Below are 14613 nucleotides of genomic sequence, written 5' to 3' on the forward strand. Positions count from 1 at the left end.
CGCTTGCTGCCCACCGCAATTATATCGGGCTGACCACAATATTTGCCGAAGGATTCTGCAATGTCTGCCACGCGCCACACCAAAGCTTTGATCATTGGCTCCGGCCCAGCAGGGTACACGGCGGGTGTTTACGCATCTCGCGCGATGTTGGAGCCCATCCTGGTGCAGGGCATCGAACCTGGCGGCCAGCTCACAACAACCACAGAAGTTGAAAACTGGCCCGGCGACACCGAAGTTCAGGGTCCAGACTTGATGGTTCGGATGCAGGACCACGCCAAGGCGATGGGCTGCGAAGTCATCAGCGACATCATCACTAATCTCGATACAACGTCGCGCCCCTTCAAGGCGACAGGCGACAGCGGAACGCTCTATACGGCGGATGCTGTAATCCTCGCGACCGGCGCACGGGCGAAGTGGCTTGGGCTAGAAAGCGAAGAAAAATTCAAGGGGTTCGGCGTTTCAGCCTGCGCCACATGCGACGGCTTCTTTTATCGCGGGCAGGAGATTGTGGTAATCGGGGGTGGGAACACCGCAGTCGAGGAAGCTCTGTTCCTAACCAATTTTGCGTCCAAGGTAACGCTGATCCACCGCCGCGACGAGCTGCGCGCCGAGAAAATTCTAATCAACCGGCTGGAAAAAAACCCCAAGATTGAACCGCTATGGTTCCATGAGCTAGTTGAAGTGACAGGCACCGAGGCGCCGCTCAGCGTTGAAGGTGTCAAAGTCAAACACACCAAGACCGGCGAGATTTCCGAAATCCCCTGCAAAGGCGTGTTCGTCGCCATTGGCCACGCGCCGTCGAACGAGTTGGTCAAAGATGTTCTGGAAACCCATATGGGTGGCTACGTCGTCACCAAGCCTGACAGCACCGAGACGTCAATTCCGGGAATATTTGCGGCAGGCGACTTAACCGACCACAAATACCGCCAAGCTGTCACCAGCGCAGGTATGGGCTGCATGGCCGCCTTGGAAGCCGAGCGTTTTCTAGCCGAGAACGAATAGCGCGGCTTTTCTGCCGCGTTTCCCCTGTGATTTACTATAACACTTGATAGTGGTCGGACATGAGCGCTAAACGCACTTCCATTGACGTTTGGTGGGGGGACGTCACTTGTGAGTTAAAAGAGAGTTTAAGACATGCAACCTACCAACTTGGCACCAATCCCTGAGCTATTCGTATCATATGACAGCGCTCAAAAACTAAAGCATGAGGCCGGCGCGTTGGTGTCATGGGACCTGACGCCCCGCCAGATTTGCGACCTCGAGTTGTTGATGAATGGCGGCTTCAATCCGCTAAAGGGCTTCTTGACCGAAGACGACTATAACGGCGTCGTCGAAAACATGCGCCTGTCCTCGGGCGAACTCTGGCCAATGCCGATCACTCTGGACGTGGGCGATGATTTCGCAAACTCCATCGAAGTGGGGCAGGACATCGCACTGCGCGACCAAGAGGGCGTGATCCTTGCCATGATGTCGGTCACCGACAAATGGGAACCAAACAAAGCGCGCGAAGCTGAGAAGGTCTTTGGCGCTGACGACAGCGCGCACCCTGCCGTCAACTACCTGCATAACCAAGCTGGCAAAATCTACCTCGGCGGCCCGATCACCGGCATCCAGCAACCCGTACACTATGATTTCCGTGCACGCCGCGATACGCCCAACGAATTACGCGCATATTTCCGCAAAATGGGCTGGCGCAAGGTTGTGGCCTTCCAGACTCGCAATCCACTGCACCGTGCGCATCAGGAACTGACCTTCCGCGCCGCTAAAGAGGCACAAGCCAACCTGCTGATTCACCCGGTTGTGGGCCTGACCAAACCCGGTGACATTGATCACTTTACGCGCGTTCGTTGCTACGAGGCCGTGTTGGATCAATATCCGGCATCTACGACCTCTATGAGCTTGCTGAACCTCGCCATGCGTATGGCTGGCCCACGCGAAGCAGTTTGGCATGGCCTGATCCGCAAGAACCACGGCTGCACACATTTCATTGTTGGCCGCGACCACGCGGGGCCCGGATCAAACTCTGCCGGCGAAGATTTCTATGGCCCCTACGACGCACAAGACCTGTTCCGCGAACATCAAGAAGAGATGGGCATCGAAATGGTCGACTTTAAGCACATGGTCTATGTGCAAGAACGCGCCCAGTACGAGCCCAACGACGAGATTGCTGACAAAGAGAACGTGACGGTTCTAAACATCTCGGGCACCGAGTTGCGGCGCCGTTTGGCAGAAGGCCTGGAAATCCCGGAATGGTTCTCCTTCCCACAAGTTGTCGAAGAGCTTCGCAAGTCTCGCCCGCCACGCGCGAACCAGGGCTTCACCGTGTTCTTCACCGGTTTCTCCGGCTCCGGGAAATCTACCATTGCGAATGCGTTGATGGTCAAACTGATGGAAATGGGTGGCCGCCCGGTCACGCTGCTGGATGGCGATATCGTTCGTAAGAACCTGTCATCCGAGTTGGGCTTCTCGAAAGAGCACCGCGACCTCAACATCCGCCGCATCGGCTACGTGGCCTCCGAGATCACCAAGAACGGCGGCATCGCAATCTGTGCGCCAATCGCGCCTTATGCTACGACACGTCGTGCCGTGCGCGAGGACATTGAAGCCTTCGGGGCCTTCATCGAAGTCCACGTCGCGACTTCTATCGAAGAATGCGAACGCCGTGACCGCAAGGGGCTCTACAAGCTGGCGCGCGAAGGCAAGATCAAGGAATTCACCGGTATCTCTGATCCATATGACGTTCCCGTAGACCCAGAACTGAGCGTTGAAACCGAGAATGTCGATGTCGACAACTGCGCGCATCAGGTGATCCTGAAGCTGGAGTCGATGGGCCTGATCAAAGGCTAATCTGCATAGTTCACAATTGAAACGGGCTCCCGATTGGGAGCCCTTTTTAGTTTCGACTTGGGAATACTCATACTCAGTGAACGGTCACCGGCGAAAAGTCATTTTGGCGCGCCAGCATGAAGGCCATTTCGCGATCCTTCACCAAAGCAAGGCGCTCCCCGTCTGGCGCATGAACCGCATAAAGCTGATCAACGCCCGACATCTCGGATTGCACTTCTTCCGGCAAATCCGCGAAATCGACAGGGCGTACGTAAACGATCCGGTCGGTGCCGCCCAAAGTTTTCAGGTCAACTTGTGTGTCCATGACGATTATCCTTTATTGATCTTGATGGTTTGCACGATTGTATCGGGCACGGCCCGTTTCAGATCGACGTGAAGCAGCCCATTCTCGGTTGCGGCGCCAGCAACTTCGACACCATCTGCCAGCACGAATGCCTTTTGAAATTGTCGTGCAGCAATCCCGCGATGCAGGAAAATTCGCTCATCATCTGCATCAGCCTGCCTGCCCCGCACGATCAGCTGGCGGTCTTCGACGGTGATCGACAGGTCATCTTCGCCGAACCCGGCGACCGCAAGCGTAATGCGGTAAGCGTTGTCTGCGGATTGTTCGATATTGAACGGCGGATAGCCGTTCTCGGATTTGGCGGTGCGTTCTACCAGCCGTTCCAACTGGTCAAAGCCCAGCAAAAAAGGGTACGACCCCAAGGTCAATTTCGTCATGGCACAGTCCTAGATGTTTAAGCGACTTTGCGAAGTATGGCCCCCGAAAGCAGCCATAAGAATAAAATGGGGGCTGTTTGTCGATGAATCAAGAGCGATATGCGCGAAACACTGGACAGCAAGCGCGCACACCCCCACATTGCAGATGACCTCAGCAAAGAGCACTAAGCCCGTGAAATCATCCGAAAACATGAGCAAGAACGATGTTCTTCGCGTGAAGCTCGAAGTCCTCAAACGAGAGCATCGTGATCTGGACGAGGCTATTGCAGCATTGCAGGAAAAGTCGGCGCCCGATCAGCTGACACTTCGTCGGCTGAAAAAGCAAAAACTGTCGCTGAAGGACCGCATCGCGGCCCTCGACGACGAGCTTACCCCAGATATTATTGCGTGAGCAGCGCCAGCCGTTATAAGGGCGGCTTCCATCCGGCATCCTGAGAGCGGTCCCATCATGACACAAGCACCCATCCCCGTTGGTATTATCATGGGCAGCCAGTCCGACTGGCCCACCATGAAGGAAGCCGCCGATATGCTTGATGCGCTTGGTATCCCTTACGAAGCCAAAATCGTATCCGCCCATCGCACACCCGACCGGCTCTGGGACTACGGCAAAACCGCCGTTGATCGGGGTTTCCAGGTGATTATTGCAGGCGCTGGTGGTGCCGCGCACTTGCCCGGAATGATGGCGTCCAAGACCCGCATTCCGGTGATCGGCGTTCCGGTTCAAACCAAAGCCCTCTCTGGCGTAGACAGCCTTTACTCAATCCTGCAAATGCCGCGCGGCTATCCTGTGGCGACAATGGCCATCGGCGCTGCCGGAGCTGCAAATGCGGGCCTGATGGCCGCTGGTATTCTGGCTCTACAAGACAGCGATCTGGCCGCGCGTTTGGACAAATGGCGCGCTGACCTGTCGGCCTCCATACCGCAGGAGCCTAGCAATGACTAAGCCCCTGCCCACAGGCGCAACCATCGGAATTCTGGGCGGTGGCCAGTTGGGCCGGATGCTGTCGGTTGCCGCGTCGCGGCTTGGGTTCAAAACCTGCGTTTTCGAGCCGGGCGGCGACTGTCCTGCCTCACATGTGGCGAACTACCATTTCCAAGCGTCCTATGATGACACCGAAGCCCTGCGCAAATTTGGCGAAGCGGTCGATGTCATCACATACGAATTCGAGAACATCCCCACCTCAGCACTCGATCAGCTAGAGGCCCTGTGCGAAGTCCGCCCGAACCGGCGCGCCTTGACGATTAGCCAAGACCGCATGAACGAGAAGGCTTTCCTGCAAGAGATCGGCCTGAACGTCGCGCCCTTCATGGCCGTCGATACGCTCGAAGATATGCACAAAGCGGTGGCCGAAGTTGGCGCGCCGTCAATCCTGAAGACCCGCACCTTGGGCTATGACGGAAAAGGCCAAGCACGCTTGCGTGACGCGGGCGATGCGGATGCAGCGTTCGCGGCCATGAACGGGGCCAGCGCGGTGTTGGAAGGCTTCGTAGATTTCTCCTGCGAGATTTCCGTCATTGGTGCGCGCGCTGCGGACGGTCAGGTCGCCTGTTTCGACCCGGGCGAAAACGTGCATCGCGACGGCATACTCGACACAACCACGGTTCCCGCATCCGTGCCCGCTGCCTTGCGCACTGACGCGGTTCTAATGGCGGGACGCATATTGAATGCGTTGGATTACGTGGGCGTTTTGGGGGTCGAGCTATTCGTCACCCCAGCGGGCCTGATCGTCAACGAGATCGCCCCTCGCGTGCACAATTCCGGACACTGGACGCAAAACGGATGCGTCATTGACCAGTTCGAGCAGCATATACGCGCCGTCGCGGGCTGGCCGCTGGGTGATGGCAGCAGACATGCAGATGTTGTGATGGAAAACCTGATCGGCGCGGATATGGACAAAGTGCCGGAGCTTTCCGCCGACCCAGCCGTCGCCTTGCACCTCTACGGCAAAGCCGACGCCAAGACGGGGCGCAAGATGGGCCATATCAACCGGATCAGCCCGAAAACCTAGTTGTCCGAGCTTTCGGTCCCAAGGGTCTGCTCAACGGTCTCTGTCACCGCGTCTCCGACATCGCTGGCCGCGTCGACCACGGCATCGCCAACCTCCTCGGCGACCTGTGAAACGGTCTCTCCGACGCCTTCAGCAACGCCGGTGACCACATCGGTCAAAGTCAGGTCTCTGTCGAATTTACCTTCTTCCAAGAACTTGATGGTTTCCGCCACAACCATCGGGGCATTCATCATGAAAGTATGTGTGACAGGGAAAACCATGTGGTCACTCATCCCCTCGATCTTGGTGCTTTCGACCGATACTTTGCCATCATCAGGCCCGTCGATCAGAACTGAATAAAACGGGTTAAGCGTTTGCGTCCCCGCAATAACACCCAACGGAAAATCAACCGGCCCCAGTGTATTTGGCAACGAATCCGGCCCCGTATGAAGCTGCGCGCCCGCAGGGCCGTTCACCCATTCAAACGGCTCCCACGAACTCAACTGGTCCACAAGCTCGGACCCTTTGTTTGGCGGGGCAAGCATGACCACCCGCCCCAAACTGGGCAGATCGTTCTCCTTGAGCCATGCTCGAACAAGGATACCGCCCATGGAATGCGTAACAAAATGAACCGGAGTATTACTGTCACATTCAGCAATCGCCGCCGGAATCGTCTCGTTCGCCAGATCCTTGATCGTTTCGGTCGTGGATGGATAGGACGGGTTAACCGTTTGGAAGCCGCTTGCCTGAAGGCTTTGCTCCATTACCGACAGTGAGAAGTTGCTTCGCGCAAGCCCGTGCAACAGCACAACACAATCTGCCATAGCGGCAGACGGAAACAGCAGACAAAGGAGGGCGAGCGATCTCATGAGTGTCATATAGTCCTTTGCATATCCCGATACACCAAGGCTTTGTTACAATGTTGCGTCATTTGAGCACGAGATAGGAATTTTCCCCGTATTTGAGGCGTGAAACCCGCCAAGACAACCGCCAATCGAACATGCTCCTGTTGACAAGCCTTACGTCGCGACCACATGTAACCGCTGATCGAAGTAGTCGTTTAAGGAGAGGCAGATATGCCCGTAGTTGTCGTCGAGTCGCCCGCAAAGGCTAAGACAATCAACAAATATCTCGGCCCCGACTACACGGTGCTTGCCTCTTACGGCCACGTCCGTGACCTTCCGCCAAAGGACGGCTCCGTCGATCCCGACAATGATTTCGACATGTTGTGGGAAGTCGCCAGCGATTCCAAAAAACACGTCAAAGCCATCGCCGACGCGCTGAAAGACGACAACAACCTGATTCTCGCAACCGACCCCGACCGCGAAGGCGAAGCGATTTCGTGGCACCTTGAAGAGACCCTGCGCAAGCGCAAGGTGATCAAAAAGGACACCCCCGTCAGCCGCGTCGTTTTCAACGCCATCACCAAAACCGCCGTCACCGAGGCGATGAAAAACCCGCGCAAGGTGGACCAGCCTTTGGTGGACGCCTATCTGGCCCGCCGCGCGCTGGACTATCTGGTGGGCTTCAAACTATCGCCCGTATTGTGGCGCCGCCTGCCGGGTGCGAAATCCGCGGGCCGCGTGCAATCGGTGTGCCTGCGCCTGATCGTCGACCGCGAGATGGAGATCGAGAAGTTCAACGCTCAGGAATACTGGACCGTTAAAGCTATGCTCGCCAATTCGCGCGGGCAGGAATATGAGGCCCGCCTGACCGTGCTCGCAGGCAAAAAGCTCGACAAGTTCGACATCGCCAACGACACCGCCGCCGAGCTGGCCGTCGCCGCCGTAAATTCGCGTGATCTGAAGGTCACCAGCGTCGAGGCCAAGCCCGGCTCGCGCAACCCGTCCGCGCCGTTCATGACCTCCACCTTGCAGCAGGAAGCCAGCCGCAAGTTCGGCATGGGCGCACGGCAAACCATGAGCGCAGCACAGCGTCTCTATGAGGCCGGCCACATCACCTATATGCGGACCGATGGCATCGACATGGCGCCAGAAGCGGTCCACGCCGCCCGCGACGCGATCAAGGACAAGTTTGGCGACAAATACGTCCCGTCAGAGCCGCGCATGTACAAAAACAAAGCCAAGAACGCGCAAGAGGCCCACGAATGTATCCGCCCGACCGTGTTGTCGGCGGATACCGAGAGCTTGAAGATCATGGATGCGGATCAGCGCAAGCTCTATGACCTGATCTACAAGCGCACCATCGCCTCGCAAATGGCCGCCGCCAAACTGGAACGGACGACCGTCCTGATCGGCTCTGGCGACGGTCAGGTTGAATTGCGCGCGTCCGGTCAGGTGATGATTTTCGACGGCTTCCTCAAGGTCTACGAAGAAGGCCGCGACGACGCTGTCATCGACGATGACGACAAGTCGCTGCCGCAGATCAGCGAAGGCGAAGCGGCACCCAAGAAGTCGGTCACACCAGAGCAACACTTCACCCAACCGCCCCCCCGCTACACAGAGGCGACCTTGGTCAAGCGCATGGAAGAACTGGGCATTGGCCGCCCGTCGACCTACGCGTCGATTGTGACCACGATCCAAGACCGCGATTACGTGGTCAAAGAGAAGAACCGCCTGATCCCCGAGGATAAGGGGCGTTTGGTGACGGTCTTCCTGTCCAACTTCTTCAGCAAATATGTGGAATACGATTTCACCGCAGCACTTGAGGAAGAACTCGACGACGTCTCCGCAGGCGAGCGGAACTACAAGAACGTGCTTGAACGCTTCTGGCGCGACTTCTCGGTCGCGATTGCCGAGGCGCTGGACCTGTCCATCACCGAAGTGCTGGAAAAGATCAACGACGTGCTGGCCCCGCACATCTTCCCACCGAACGAGGAAGGCACCGATCCGCGCCTATGCCCGAACTGCGGCGAAGGTCGTTTGTCAATGCGCACCGCGCGTTCCGGCGGCGCATTCATCGGCTGCTCCAGATACCCCGAGTGCAAATACACCCGCCCCTTCGGCCCGCCCAATGCGGAGCTGGAAGCCAGCGCCATTCCCCCCGAAGGCAAGTTGCTGGGCGAGGATGACGGCGACAAGATCTGGATTCACAAAGGCCGCTTTGGCCCCTACGCCCAGCGTGGCGAGGTAACCGAAGAGAACAAAAAGCCAAACCGCCAGTCGATCCCCAAAGAATGGCCGCCAGAAGACATCGACCTTGCGCAGGCCGTGCGCTTGCTGTCCCTGCCGCGCCTGATCGGGCCGCACCCTGAAGACGGGGTGAATGTCTGGGCCAATATTGGCCGCTATGGGCCGTATATCAAACACGCTGAAAGCACGTCAGATCGCGGTGGCACCAACGCCAATCTCGAAAGCCTCGAAGAAGTCTTCGATGTCGGCATGAACCGCGCGGTGCAATTGCTGGCCGAAAAAGTCGCCTCTCGTGGCGGTCGCGGTGCGGCAGCCAAAACCCTTCGCGATATGGGTGAACACCCTGACGAGGGCGGTGCAATTTCCATCATGGAAGGCAAATACGGGCCTTACGTGAAATGGGAAAAAGTGAATGCCACCGTCCCTAAAGACATTGCTCCAGACGATCTGACTGTGGATCAAGCGATCCAGTTGATCGTCGAGAAGCAGTCCAAGGGCGGCAAAAAGCGCAAGGCGCCAGCCAAGAAGAAGGCCCCTGCGAAGAAGAAAGCCGCTGCGAAGAAAAAACCGGCCGCGAAAAAATGACCAAGGGGCTGCTGCTTTTGCTGGCAGTCTTTTGCGTGCTGGTCGGGTTGCTGGTTTGGGCGAAATCACGCCCTGCCCCGCACACTGCCTTGTTAGAGCGCCCCACGATGGACGCTATCGCCCCGCAGACCTTGAATTTGCGCCACGTGTGGCCGACATAGGGTCCAATCAACGGGGACCAATTCCATATGCCAACGCCAAACCCAGACGCTCTCGCGTTCTTGCTGACCCGCCGCTCGCGTCCGCATAAAACGCTCACCGGCCCTGCCCCCGACCGCGACGCGCTGCTCCCCTTGCTGACCGCAGCGGCCCGCACACCGGATCACGGCAAGCTGGAGCCATGGCGCTTCATCGTGCTGGAGCAACCAGCCCTGCACCGGCTTGCCGCTTTGACCCGCAAACGCGGGGCCGACTTGCAGCTGGACCCTGATCAAATCGAGAAAATTTCTGGAATGTTCGAGACCGCCCCGCTGTCGGTTGCCGTCGTCGCCTCCCCGAAAGCATCCGAGAAAATTCCCGAAATTGAACAAACGCTTAGCGCAGGAGCGGTGTGCCTCGCCCTTTTGAACGCAGCACTTGCCGCAGGGTGGGGCGCAAACTGGCTGACCGGCTGGACCGCCTTCGACCGTCCGTTTCTGAACGAGGGGCTCGATCTAAACGAGCCGGAATATGTCGCTGGCTTCATTCACATGGGCACCGAGACATCCACGCCACCTGACCGCCCCCGCCCGGACATAACCGCCATCACAACGTGGACCCGCACATGATTTTCTCCGACTTCGTCAAAGCTCTGGGCCAAATCGGCGACGGGCGCTTCTTGAAGGTGCTGCTCACGGGCGTCGGCCTGACGCTGGCGCTGCTCTTTGCGTTCACAGTGGCCTTCGCGTGGACCGTCGGGCTCGTGGTGCCAGACAGCTTCTCGCTGCCGTGGATCGGCGAGATCACATGGATCGACAATGTCCTGTCATGGGCCGTCGTGCCTGTCATGCTCGGGGCGTCGGTGTTCTTGATGGTGCCGGTCGCATCCGCGTTTACAGGGTTGTTTCTGGATCAAGTCGTGGACGCCGTCGAAGCGGAGCACTACCCGAACCAACCCGCCGTATCCCCTTTACCCTTAGGCGAAGCACTCACCGAAAGCGCAAAGTTCCTCGGCGTCCTTATCGCGGTGAACATCGCCGCACTGGTGCTTTATGTGATCTTCCCGCCCTTCGCGCCGCTAATCTTCTGGGGTGTGAACGGGCTGCTCCTTGGCCGCGAGTACGCCACGCTCGTAGCTCAACGCAGGCTGGGTACGGCTGGCGCGCGCGAATTCCGCAAACGCAATGGGTGGCAAATCTGGATGGCAGGAACGCTCATGGCCATTCCTTTGACCATCCCCTTCGTGAACCTGCTGATCCCAATCCTAGGCGTTGCCAGCTTCACGCATCTGTTCCACCGGCTGTCGCGCTAAGGCAGGCCTAGCTGTCTGGGCCGAACCGTTTGTAAAGGTTCATCGTGTCCGCATTGATGTAGCCATAAATGATCGCCAGACACAGCGGCGCCCAAATCACGATCGTGATCAATGTGGTGATCGCAAATTTGCGCTTCATCCGCGGGTTCGCCGGTGCCGAGCGCGGCGTTCCGGGTGAAACCTCTCCCATCTCGCTTTGGCTGGGTGTGCCGAAGGGCAGGACGCAAAACAGCACCAGAAACCAGACGACGGCGAACACCACGATGGCGGAGGTTATGGCCATCAGGCTTGCTCCAGCTCGACCAGGGTTCCGGTGAAGTCCTTGGGATGCAGGAATAACACGGGTTTGCCGTGCGCCCCGATCTTCGGCTCGCCATTGCCCAACACGCGGGCACCGCTGTCTTTCAGGCGGTCACGTGCTTCAATGATGTCATCGACTTCGTAGCAGATATGGTGAATGCCGCCAGACGGGTTTTTGTCGAGGAAACCCTGAATGGGGCTGTTTTCACCCAGCGGATAAAGAAGCTCGATCTTGGTGTTCGGGAGTTCGATAAAGACGACCGTCACACCGTGATCAGGCTCGTCCTGAGGGGCGCCAACATTTGCACCCAATGTGTCTTTGTACTGCGCGCAGGCCGCATCAAGGTCCGGCACTGCAATTGCCACATGGTTCAGTCTGCCGATCATAGCACTCTCCGTCAGATGTCAGTTTAATTCGAGTGGTTATGGCCGTGGGATCGCGGCACCGCAAGCATCTACGGGTGCGTAAAATCCGCGCTGTTCACCTTCTGTTAGCCACCGCGGGTCAAGCATGGGTGTACACGCCGACTCACCCTCTCGCTACCGGAGGCCAAAAAAATGCCAGATGACTACGCCTACATGACCCTAACAACCCATCCGACCGCCCAACGCCCGCTTCTGGGCCTCACGGTTCTTGTGGTCGAGGATAGCCGCTTTGCCTCGGAGGCCGTTCGACTACTGTGCATTCGCTCCGGCGCGCGTATCCGCAGGGCCGATAGCTTGACCGCCGCGCATCGGCATCTGCGGGTCTACCGACCCTCGGTTGTTATCGTGGATTTGGGGCTACCCGATGGCTCTGGCGTCGATCTGATCGCGGAACTGGCACAAGAAGACAAGGCAGCGCGTCCCGTCATGATCGCGACCAGTGGTGCAGATGGTGATGGCTTGGCAGAGGCTGCGCTTGCAGCCGGTGCCCACGAGTTTTTGCCCAAGCCCATTGCGTCTGTCTGCGCATTTCAGCAGACAATTCTCAAGCATCTACCACAGAACATGCATCCAACGGGCCCGCGCCAGCTCAACCACGAAATCGTCGCCCCCGACCCGATCGCATTGAACGAAGATCTGTCCCATTTGGACGAACTGCTCGGAAGTGGTTTGGATGCGTTGCCCTATGTCGCACCGTTTCTTCAAGGTCTCTCCCGGCTTACCAACGACGCGGAACTGGCGGGCGTATCTAAAAAGCTTACACAGGCGCAAACCAGTGCCATAGGTCGGCGGGATGCCATTCAGGCCACCCGCGACCTTATTCAGAGGCGCCTTAAAGTCCGCGAACTGGTCTAGACGTCTGGATCACTCGCCGCGCGGACAAGCGCTGTCAACGCACCCAGCCCTTCGATTTGCCGTCCATCCGCGTCGAAGTTCGACGGGGCCAGCCACGCCGTAAAGGCCTCCTTTAACGCGGGCCATTCGGCATCAATGCACGCAAACCAGGCGGTGTCGCGATTGCGGCCTTTCACGATAGACGCCTGCCGGAACACACCTTCGTAGCTGAACCCGTAGCGCTGTGCCGCGCGGCGTGAGCCCAAGTTCGCCGCATCGCATTTCCATTCAAACCGGCGATACCCGGCTTCAAAGGCCCATTGCATCATCAGAAAAATTGCCTCGGTGGCGGCCACGGTGCGTTGCAACTCGGATGAGAAGTTAATGTGCCCCACTTCGATAGAGCCGACCTCCGGCGAAATCCTCAAATAGCTGGCAACGCCGCTGAAACGGCCTGTGGCATGGGGATTTATCGCATAGAAGAACGGGTCATCGCCTCGCGTAACGTCGCGCGCCCATCTGTGATAGGCTGCTGCCGAAGCGAATGGGCCGTAAGGCAGATAATCCCAAATCGCGTCATTGGCTGAGTTCGCCCGATGTAAATCCGCCGCATGGCGGTCCGGCGCAAACCTCTCCAGCCGGACATACTGTCCTTCCAGCACACTTGCATCTGGTCGCTGAGGAGCGACCCAACTTGCAAGCGGGCGATCGCCAATGCTACTTTTCTTCATATGTTAGACCCCGGTAATTCCCGTACATGAACCTATTCAGCATCAATCCCCACCTGTAAGGGTCTATTATGCTTCATTTTACTCCGAATTCACCTCCGTGAAACCCAGATCGAGACGCAATACTGCCACGATTGGGCGGCACTACTAGTCGAAAGTACAACTGGCCCGAAACTATCTTCGGAAACCAAACTAGGAACTATGGAGTAGATTTATGATTAAGTCGTTCACCACATTTTTGCACAGCGAAGACGGTGCTGCCGTCGTAGACATGACAATGCTTATGGCCGCGCTGGTCGGACTGGCCCTCGCCGTCTCGGCAACTGTTTCCAACGGCATGGAAGACCTGAGTGGCGATCTGTCCACGACAATGATCGACCACGACGTCAATCCCGCCTTCTGAATCGGCCTCAGGCCAGCAGGCCGGGGTCTCGCCCGAGTTGAAGACCTGGGAACACCACCGTTTCCAGAGTCCTTCTCTCCAGCCCGTACATCCCGTGCATGAGCCACGCTAGGTATGATCTGACATCAGAGGTCGGCATCAGATCGCGCCGCGCATAGAGCGCCGCTTCGTTCAGCCCCGGCCACTTGCCGTACACGTGTCCACCACGTATGGCACCACCCGCCAAAATCATCGCACCACCGGTTCCGTGGTCCGTTCCTCGTGTGCCGTTTTCGCGGGCAGTGCGACCAAATTCGGTCACAGCTACAACGGCCGTTTTGTCCCAACGTGGTCCGAGTTCACTTTTTAACCTGAGGATCGCATCCTGCAAGTTGCCCAAAGCTCTGGAAATCCCCCGTGTCTGTGCGCGATGCGTGTCCCAACCGCTCAAGGAAAACGCCGCAATACGTGCCTCTTCATTCAGGCGGCGTGCGGCAAAACTTGCCAACACTGATGCATCCCCCGCGGTGCTCGCCTCTTGCACGGCGGCGCGCATGTCCTTACTCGAAAGTCCGAAGCTATCGTCGCTCGCAAGACCCAAGCTCTCCGCAATCGCGATCGCATCCATGCTGGTGTCGTGAAACAACGGGTCGTCATGATAGATTTCTTCGAGCAGTAAACGCGCTTGCGGCGACATATCCAAGCGTCCTTCCGGCGACCAGCTAGAAACCGGCGCACGTCCGGACACCAATTTCATATCAGCGCGCCCAATCGCAAAAGCAGTCTCTGACCCAGCGCCGGGCAACACCTGCAACATCCGGTTGAGCCAACCATCCCGCGCCTGCGCCCCGCTAACATCTGCGCCGGTTCCAGCCTCCAACAGGTCTTGCCCGTCGAAATGGCTTCGTTTGTCGCGATAAGGCGTCGAAACGGCATGCGCGGCGGCAAGGTCTCCTTGCTTCCACAGCGGCATTAGTCCAGCCAATGCGGGATGCAGCGCGAAATAGCCATCCAAATCCGTGGCAGCGCTTTCCCGCGGCACCCCCAAACCAGGCCGGTAGCGATGCAACAATGGGTCGGCAATCGGGCGCACCACGTCCAGCCCGTCCATCGCACCGCGCAGAATAATAACCACAAGCCTGTTGTCGCCCGGCGCCTGTGCAAAGGTCATCGGCGTCATCAACGGACTAGCCGCCGCCGAACATCCCAACACCGAGGCGCGTAACAAGAACCCGCGCCGAGACACTGCGTCAGACATGCG

Annotated in this window: 18 protein-coding genes; 11 read left to right on the forward strand and 7 right to left on the reverse strand. The window is 58.0% G+C overall.

Annotated elements, in window-relative coordinates; genetic code table 11:
• Nucleotides 1-60: 60 nt before the first annotated feature.
• A complete protein-coding gene (gene trxB / locus BCF46_RS07590; protein WP_121023104.1) occupies nucleotides 61-1002 on the forward strand; it encodes a thioredoxin-disulfide reductase in 942 nt (313 codons plus the stop codon).
• A gap of 132 nt (nucleotides 1003-1134) precedes the next feature.
• A complete protein-coding gene (locus BCF46_RS07595; RefSeq protein ID WP_121023105.1) occupies nucleotides 1135-2847 on the forward strand; it encodes a bifunctional sulfate adenylyltransferase/adenylylsulfate kinase in 1713 nt (570 codons plus the stop codon).
• 73 nt (nucleotides 2848-2920) lie between these two features.
• On the opposite strand, the gene BCF46_RS07600 is transcribed toward BCF46_RS07595, so the two are convergent.
• Together BCF46_RS07600 and BCF46_RS07605 are read right to left on the reverse strand one after the other, a co-directional pair.
• A complete protein-coding gene (locus BCF46_RS07600) occupies nucleotides 2921-3151 on the reverse strand; it encodes a DUF1150 family protein (RefSeq protein WP_121023106.1) in 231 nt (76 codons plus the stop codon).
• Nucleotides 3152-3156: 5 nt separating this feature from the next.
• On the reverse strand, nucleotides 3157-3567 hold the full coding sequence (locus BCF46_RS07605; RefSeq protein ID WP_121023107.1) for an Hsp20 family protein: 411 nt from the start codon (nucleotides 3565-3567) through the stop codon (nucleotides 3157-3159).
• A 190-nt stretch (nucleotides 3568-3757) separates the two neighbouring features.
• Here BCF46_RS07605 and BCF46_RS07610 point away from each other — a divergent pair, with 190 nt between their 5' ends.
• Genes BCF46_RS07610 through BCF46_RS07620 form a run of 3 tightly spaced genes read left to right on the forward strand, consistent with a single transcriptional unit; the run spans nucleotide 3758 to nucleotide 5576 of the window.
• On the forward strand, nucleotides 3758-3958 hold the full coding sequence (locus tag BCF46_RS07610) for a YdcH family protein (protein WP_090214336.1): 201 nt from the start codon (nucleotides 3758-3760) through the stop codon (nucleotides 3956-3958).
• A gap of 57 nt (nucleotides 3959-4015) precedes the next feature.
• Nucleotides 4016-4510, forward strand: a complete 495-nt coding sequence (gene purE / locus BCF46_RS07615) for a 5-(carboxyamino)imidazole ribonucleotide mutase (protein WP_121023108.1) — start codon at nucleotides 4016-4018, stop codon at nucleotides 4508-4510.
• Nucleotides 4503-5576 (forward strand): 5-(carboxyamino)imidazole ribonucleotide synthase, encoded by a 1074-nt coding sequence (locus BCF46_RS07620; RefSeq protein ID WP_121023109.1) that lies wholly within the window; start codon nucleotides 4503-4505, stop codon nucleotides 5574-5576. Before purE ends, BCF46_RS07620 begins: the two co-directional genes overlap by 8 nt.
• Here BCF46_RS07620 and BCF46_RS07625 read toward each other — a convergent pair.
• Nucleotides 5573-6424, reverse strand: a complete 852-nt coding sequence (locus BCF46_RS07625; protein WP_121023294.1) for an alpha/beta fold hydrolase — start codon at nucleotides 6422-6424, stop codon at nucleotides 5573-5575. The genes BCF46_RS07620 and BCF46_RS07625 overlap by 4 nt on opposite strands.
• Before the next feature lie 207 nt (nucleotides 6425-6631).
• On the opposite strand from BCF46_RS07625, the gene topA reads away from it, so the two are divergent.
• The 4 genes from topA to BCF46_RS07640 are packed head-to-tail and all read left to right on the forward strand — an operon-like array spanning nucleotide 6632 to nucleotide 10682.
• Nucleotides 6632-9232, forward strand: coding sequence for a type I DNA topoisomerase (gene topA / locus BCF46_RS07630; RefSeq protein WP_121023110.1), 2601 nt, complete (start codon nucleotides 6632-6634; stop codon nucleotides 9230-9232).
• Nucleotides 9229-9393 (forward strand): hypothetical protein, encoded by a 165-nt coding sequence (locus BCF46_RS19755; protein ID WP_170157885.1) that lies wholly within the window; start codon nucleotides 9229-9231, stop codon nucleotides 9391-9393. The genes topA and BCF46_RS19755 overlap by 4 nt, the downstream gene beginning before the upstream one ends.
• Before the next feature lie 27 nt (nucleotides 9394-9420).
• The gene (locus BCF46_RS07635; RefSeq protein ID WP_121023111.1) at nucleotides 9421-9999 is read left to right on the forward strand and encodes a nitroreductase family protein; all 579 of its coding nucleotides are present in this window, start codon (nucleotides 9421-9423) and stop codon (nucleotides 9997-9999) included.
• Nucleotides 9996-10682, forward strand: a complete 687-nt coding sequence (locus tag BCF46_RS07640) for an EI24 domain-containing protein (RefSeq protein ID WP_073143275.1) — start codon at nucleotides 9996-9998, stop codon at nucleotides 10680-10682. Before BCF46_RS07635 ends, BCF46_RS07640 begins: the two co-directional genes overlap by 4 nt.
• A 7-nt stretch (nucleotides 10683-10689) precedes the next feature.
• Here the strand turns inward: BCF46_RS07640 and BCF46_RS07645 are convergent, their stop codons facing one another.
• Together BCF46_RS07645 and mce are read right to left on the reverse strand one after the other, a co-directional pair.
• Complete coding sequence (locus BCF46_RS07645; RefSeq protein ID WP_121023112.1) at nucleotides 10690-10965, reverse strand: DUF1467 family protein; 276 nt, start codon at nucleotides 10963-10965, stop codon at nucleotides 10690-10692.
• A complete protein-coding gene (gene mce / locus BCF46_RS07650) occupies nucleotides 10965-11369 on the reverse strand; it encodes a methylmalonyl-CoA epimerase (protein ID WP_073143270.1) in 405 nt (134 codons plus the stop codon). Before mce ends, BCF46_RS07645 begins: the two co-directional genes overlap by 1 nt.
• A 171-nt stretch (nucleotides 11370-11540) precedes the next feature.
• Here mce and BCF46_RS07655 point away from each other — a divergent pair, with 171 nt between their 5' ends.
• The gene (locus BCF46_RS07655; protein WP_121023113.1) at nucleotides 11541-12263 is read left to right on the forward strand and encodes a response regulator; all 723 of its coding nucleotides are present in this window, start codon (nucleotides 11541-11543) and stop codon (nucleotides 12261-12263) included.
• Here the strand turns inward: BCF46_RS07655 and BCF46_RS07660 are convergent.
• Nucleotides 12260-12973 (reverse strand): GNAT family N-acetyltransferase, encoded by a 714-nt coding sequence (locus BCF46_RS07660; RefSeq protein ID WP_121023114.1) that lies wholly within the window; start codon nucleotides 12971-12973, stop codon nucleotides 12260-12262. The genes BCF46_RS07655 and BCF46_RS07660 overlap by 4 nt on opposite strands.
• A 211-nt stretch (nucleotides 12974-13184) precedes the next feature.
• Between BCF46_RS07660 and BCF46_RS07665 the strand changes: the two genes are divergently transcribed.
• Complete coding sequence (locus tag BCF46_RS07665) at nucleotides 13185-13373, forward strand: pilus assembly protein (RefSeq protein ID WP_121023115.1); 189 nt, start codon at nucleotides 13185-13187, stop codon at nucleotides 13371-13373.
• A gap of 7 nt (nucleotides 13374-13380) precedes the next feature.
• Here the strand turns inward: BCF46_RS07665 and BCF46_RS07670 are convergent, their stop codons facing one another.
• Nucleotides 13381-14610, reverse strand: a complete 1230-nt coding sequence (locus BCF46_RS07670; protein WP_121023116.1) for a DUF1501 domain-containing protein — start codon at nucleotides 14608-14610, stop codon at nucleotides 13381-13383.
• Between the last annotated feature and the right edge of the window lie 3 nt (nucleotides 14611-14613).

The organism is Litoreibacter meonggei, assembly GCF_003663885.1.
GTDB classification, from domain to species: Bacteria; Pseudomonadota; Alphaproteobacteria; order Rhodobacterales; family Rhodobacteraceae; genus Litoreibacter; species Litoreibacter meonggei.

Excerpts from the sequence above, each read along its gene's own strand:
- BCF46_RS07665 (WP_121023115.1), top strand. The coding sequence starts at position 13,185 with ATGATTAAGTCGTTCACCACATTTTTGCACAGCGAAGACGGTGCTGCC.
- topA (WP_121023110.1), top strand. The coding sequence starts at position 6,632 with ATGCCCGTAGTTGTCGTCGAGTCGCCCGCAAAGGCTAAGACAATCAAC.
- mce (WP_073143270.1), bottom strand. The coding sequence starts at position 11,369 with ATGATCGGCAGACTGAACCATGTGGCAATTGCAGTGCCGGACCTTGAT.
- BCF46_RS07670 (WP_121023116.1), bottom strand. The coding sequence starts at position 14,610 with ATGTCTGACGCAGTGTCTCGGCGCGGGTTCTTGTTACGCGCCTCGGTG.
- trxB (WP_121023104.1), top strand. The coding sequence starts at position 61 with ATGTCTGCCACGCGCCACACCAAAGCTTTGATCATTGGCTCCGGCCCA.
- BCF46_RS07660 (WP_121023114.1), bottom strand. The coding sequence starts at position 12,973 with ATGAAGAAAAGTAGCATTGGCGATCGCCCGCTTGCAAGTTGGGTCGCT.
- BCF46_RS07620 (WP_121023109.1), top strand. The coding sequence starts at position 4,503 with ATGACTAAGCCCCTGCCCACAGGCGCAACCATCGGAATTCTGGGCGGT.
- BCF46_RS07625 (WP_121023294.1), bottom strand. The coding sequence starts at position 6,424 with ATGAGATCGCTCGCCCTCCTTTGTCTGCTGTTTCCGTCTGCCGCTATG.
- BCF46_RS07655 (WP_121023113.1), top strand. The coding sequence starts at position 11,541 with ATGCCAGATGACTACGCCTACATGACCCTAACAACCCATCCGACCGCC.
- BCF46_RS07645 (WP_121023112.1), bottom strand. The coding sequence starts at position 10,965 with ATGGCCATAACCTCCGCCATCGTGGTGTTCGCCGTCGTCTGGTTTCTG.
- BCF46_RS07640 (WP_073143275.1), top strand. The coding sequence starts at position 9,996 with ATGATTTTCTCCGACTTCGTCAAAGCTCTGGGCCAAATCGGCGACGGG.
- BCF46_RS19755 (WP_170157885.1), top strand. The coding sequence starts at position 9,229 with ATGACCAAGGGGCTGCTGCTTTTGCTGGCAGTCTTTTGCGTGCTGGTC.
- BCF46_RS07635 (WP_121023111.1), top strand. The coding sequence starts at position 9,421 with ATGCCAACGCCAAACCCAGACGCTCTCGCGTTCTTGCTGACCCGCCGC.
- BCF46_RS07595 (WP_121023105.1), top strand. The coding sequence starts at position 1,135 with ATGCAACCTACCAACTTGGCACCAATCCCTGAGCTATTCGTATCATAT.
- BCF46_RS07605 (WP_121023107.1), bottom strand. The coding sequence starts at position 3,567 with ATGACGAAATTGACCTTGGGGTCGTACCCTTTTTTGCTGGGCTTTGAC.
- purE (WP_121023108.1), top strand. The coding sequence starts at position 4,016 with ATGACACAAGCACCCATCCCCGTTGGTATTATCATGGGCAGCCAGTCC.
- BCF46_RS07600 (WP_121023106.1), bottom strand. The coding sequence starts at position 3,151 with ATGGACACACAAGTTGACCTGAAAACTTTGGGCGGCACCGACCGGATC.
- BCF46_RS07610 (WP_090214336.1), top strand. The coding sequence starts at position 3,758 with ATGAGCAAGAACGATGTTCTTCGCGTGAAGCTCGAAGTCCTCAAACGA.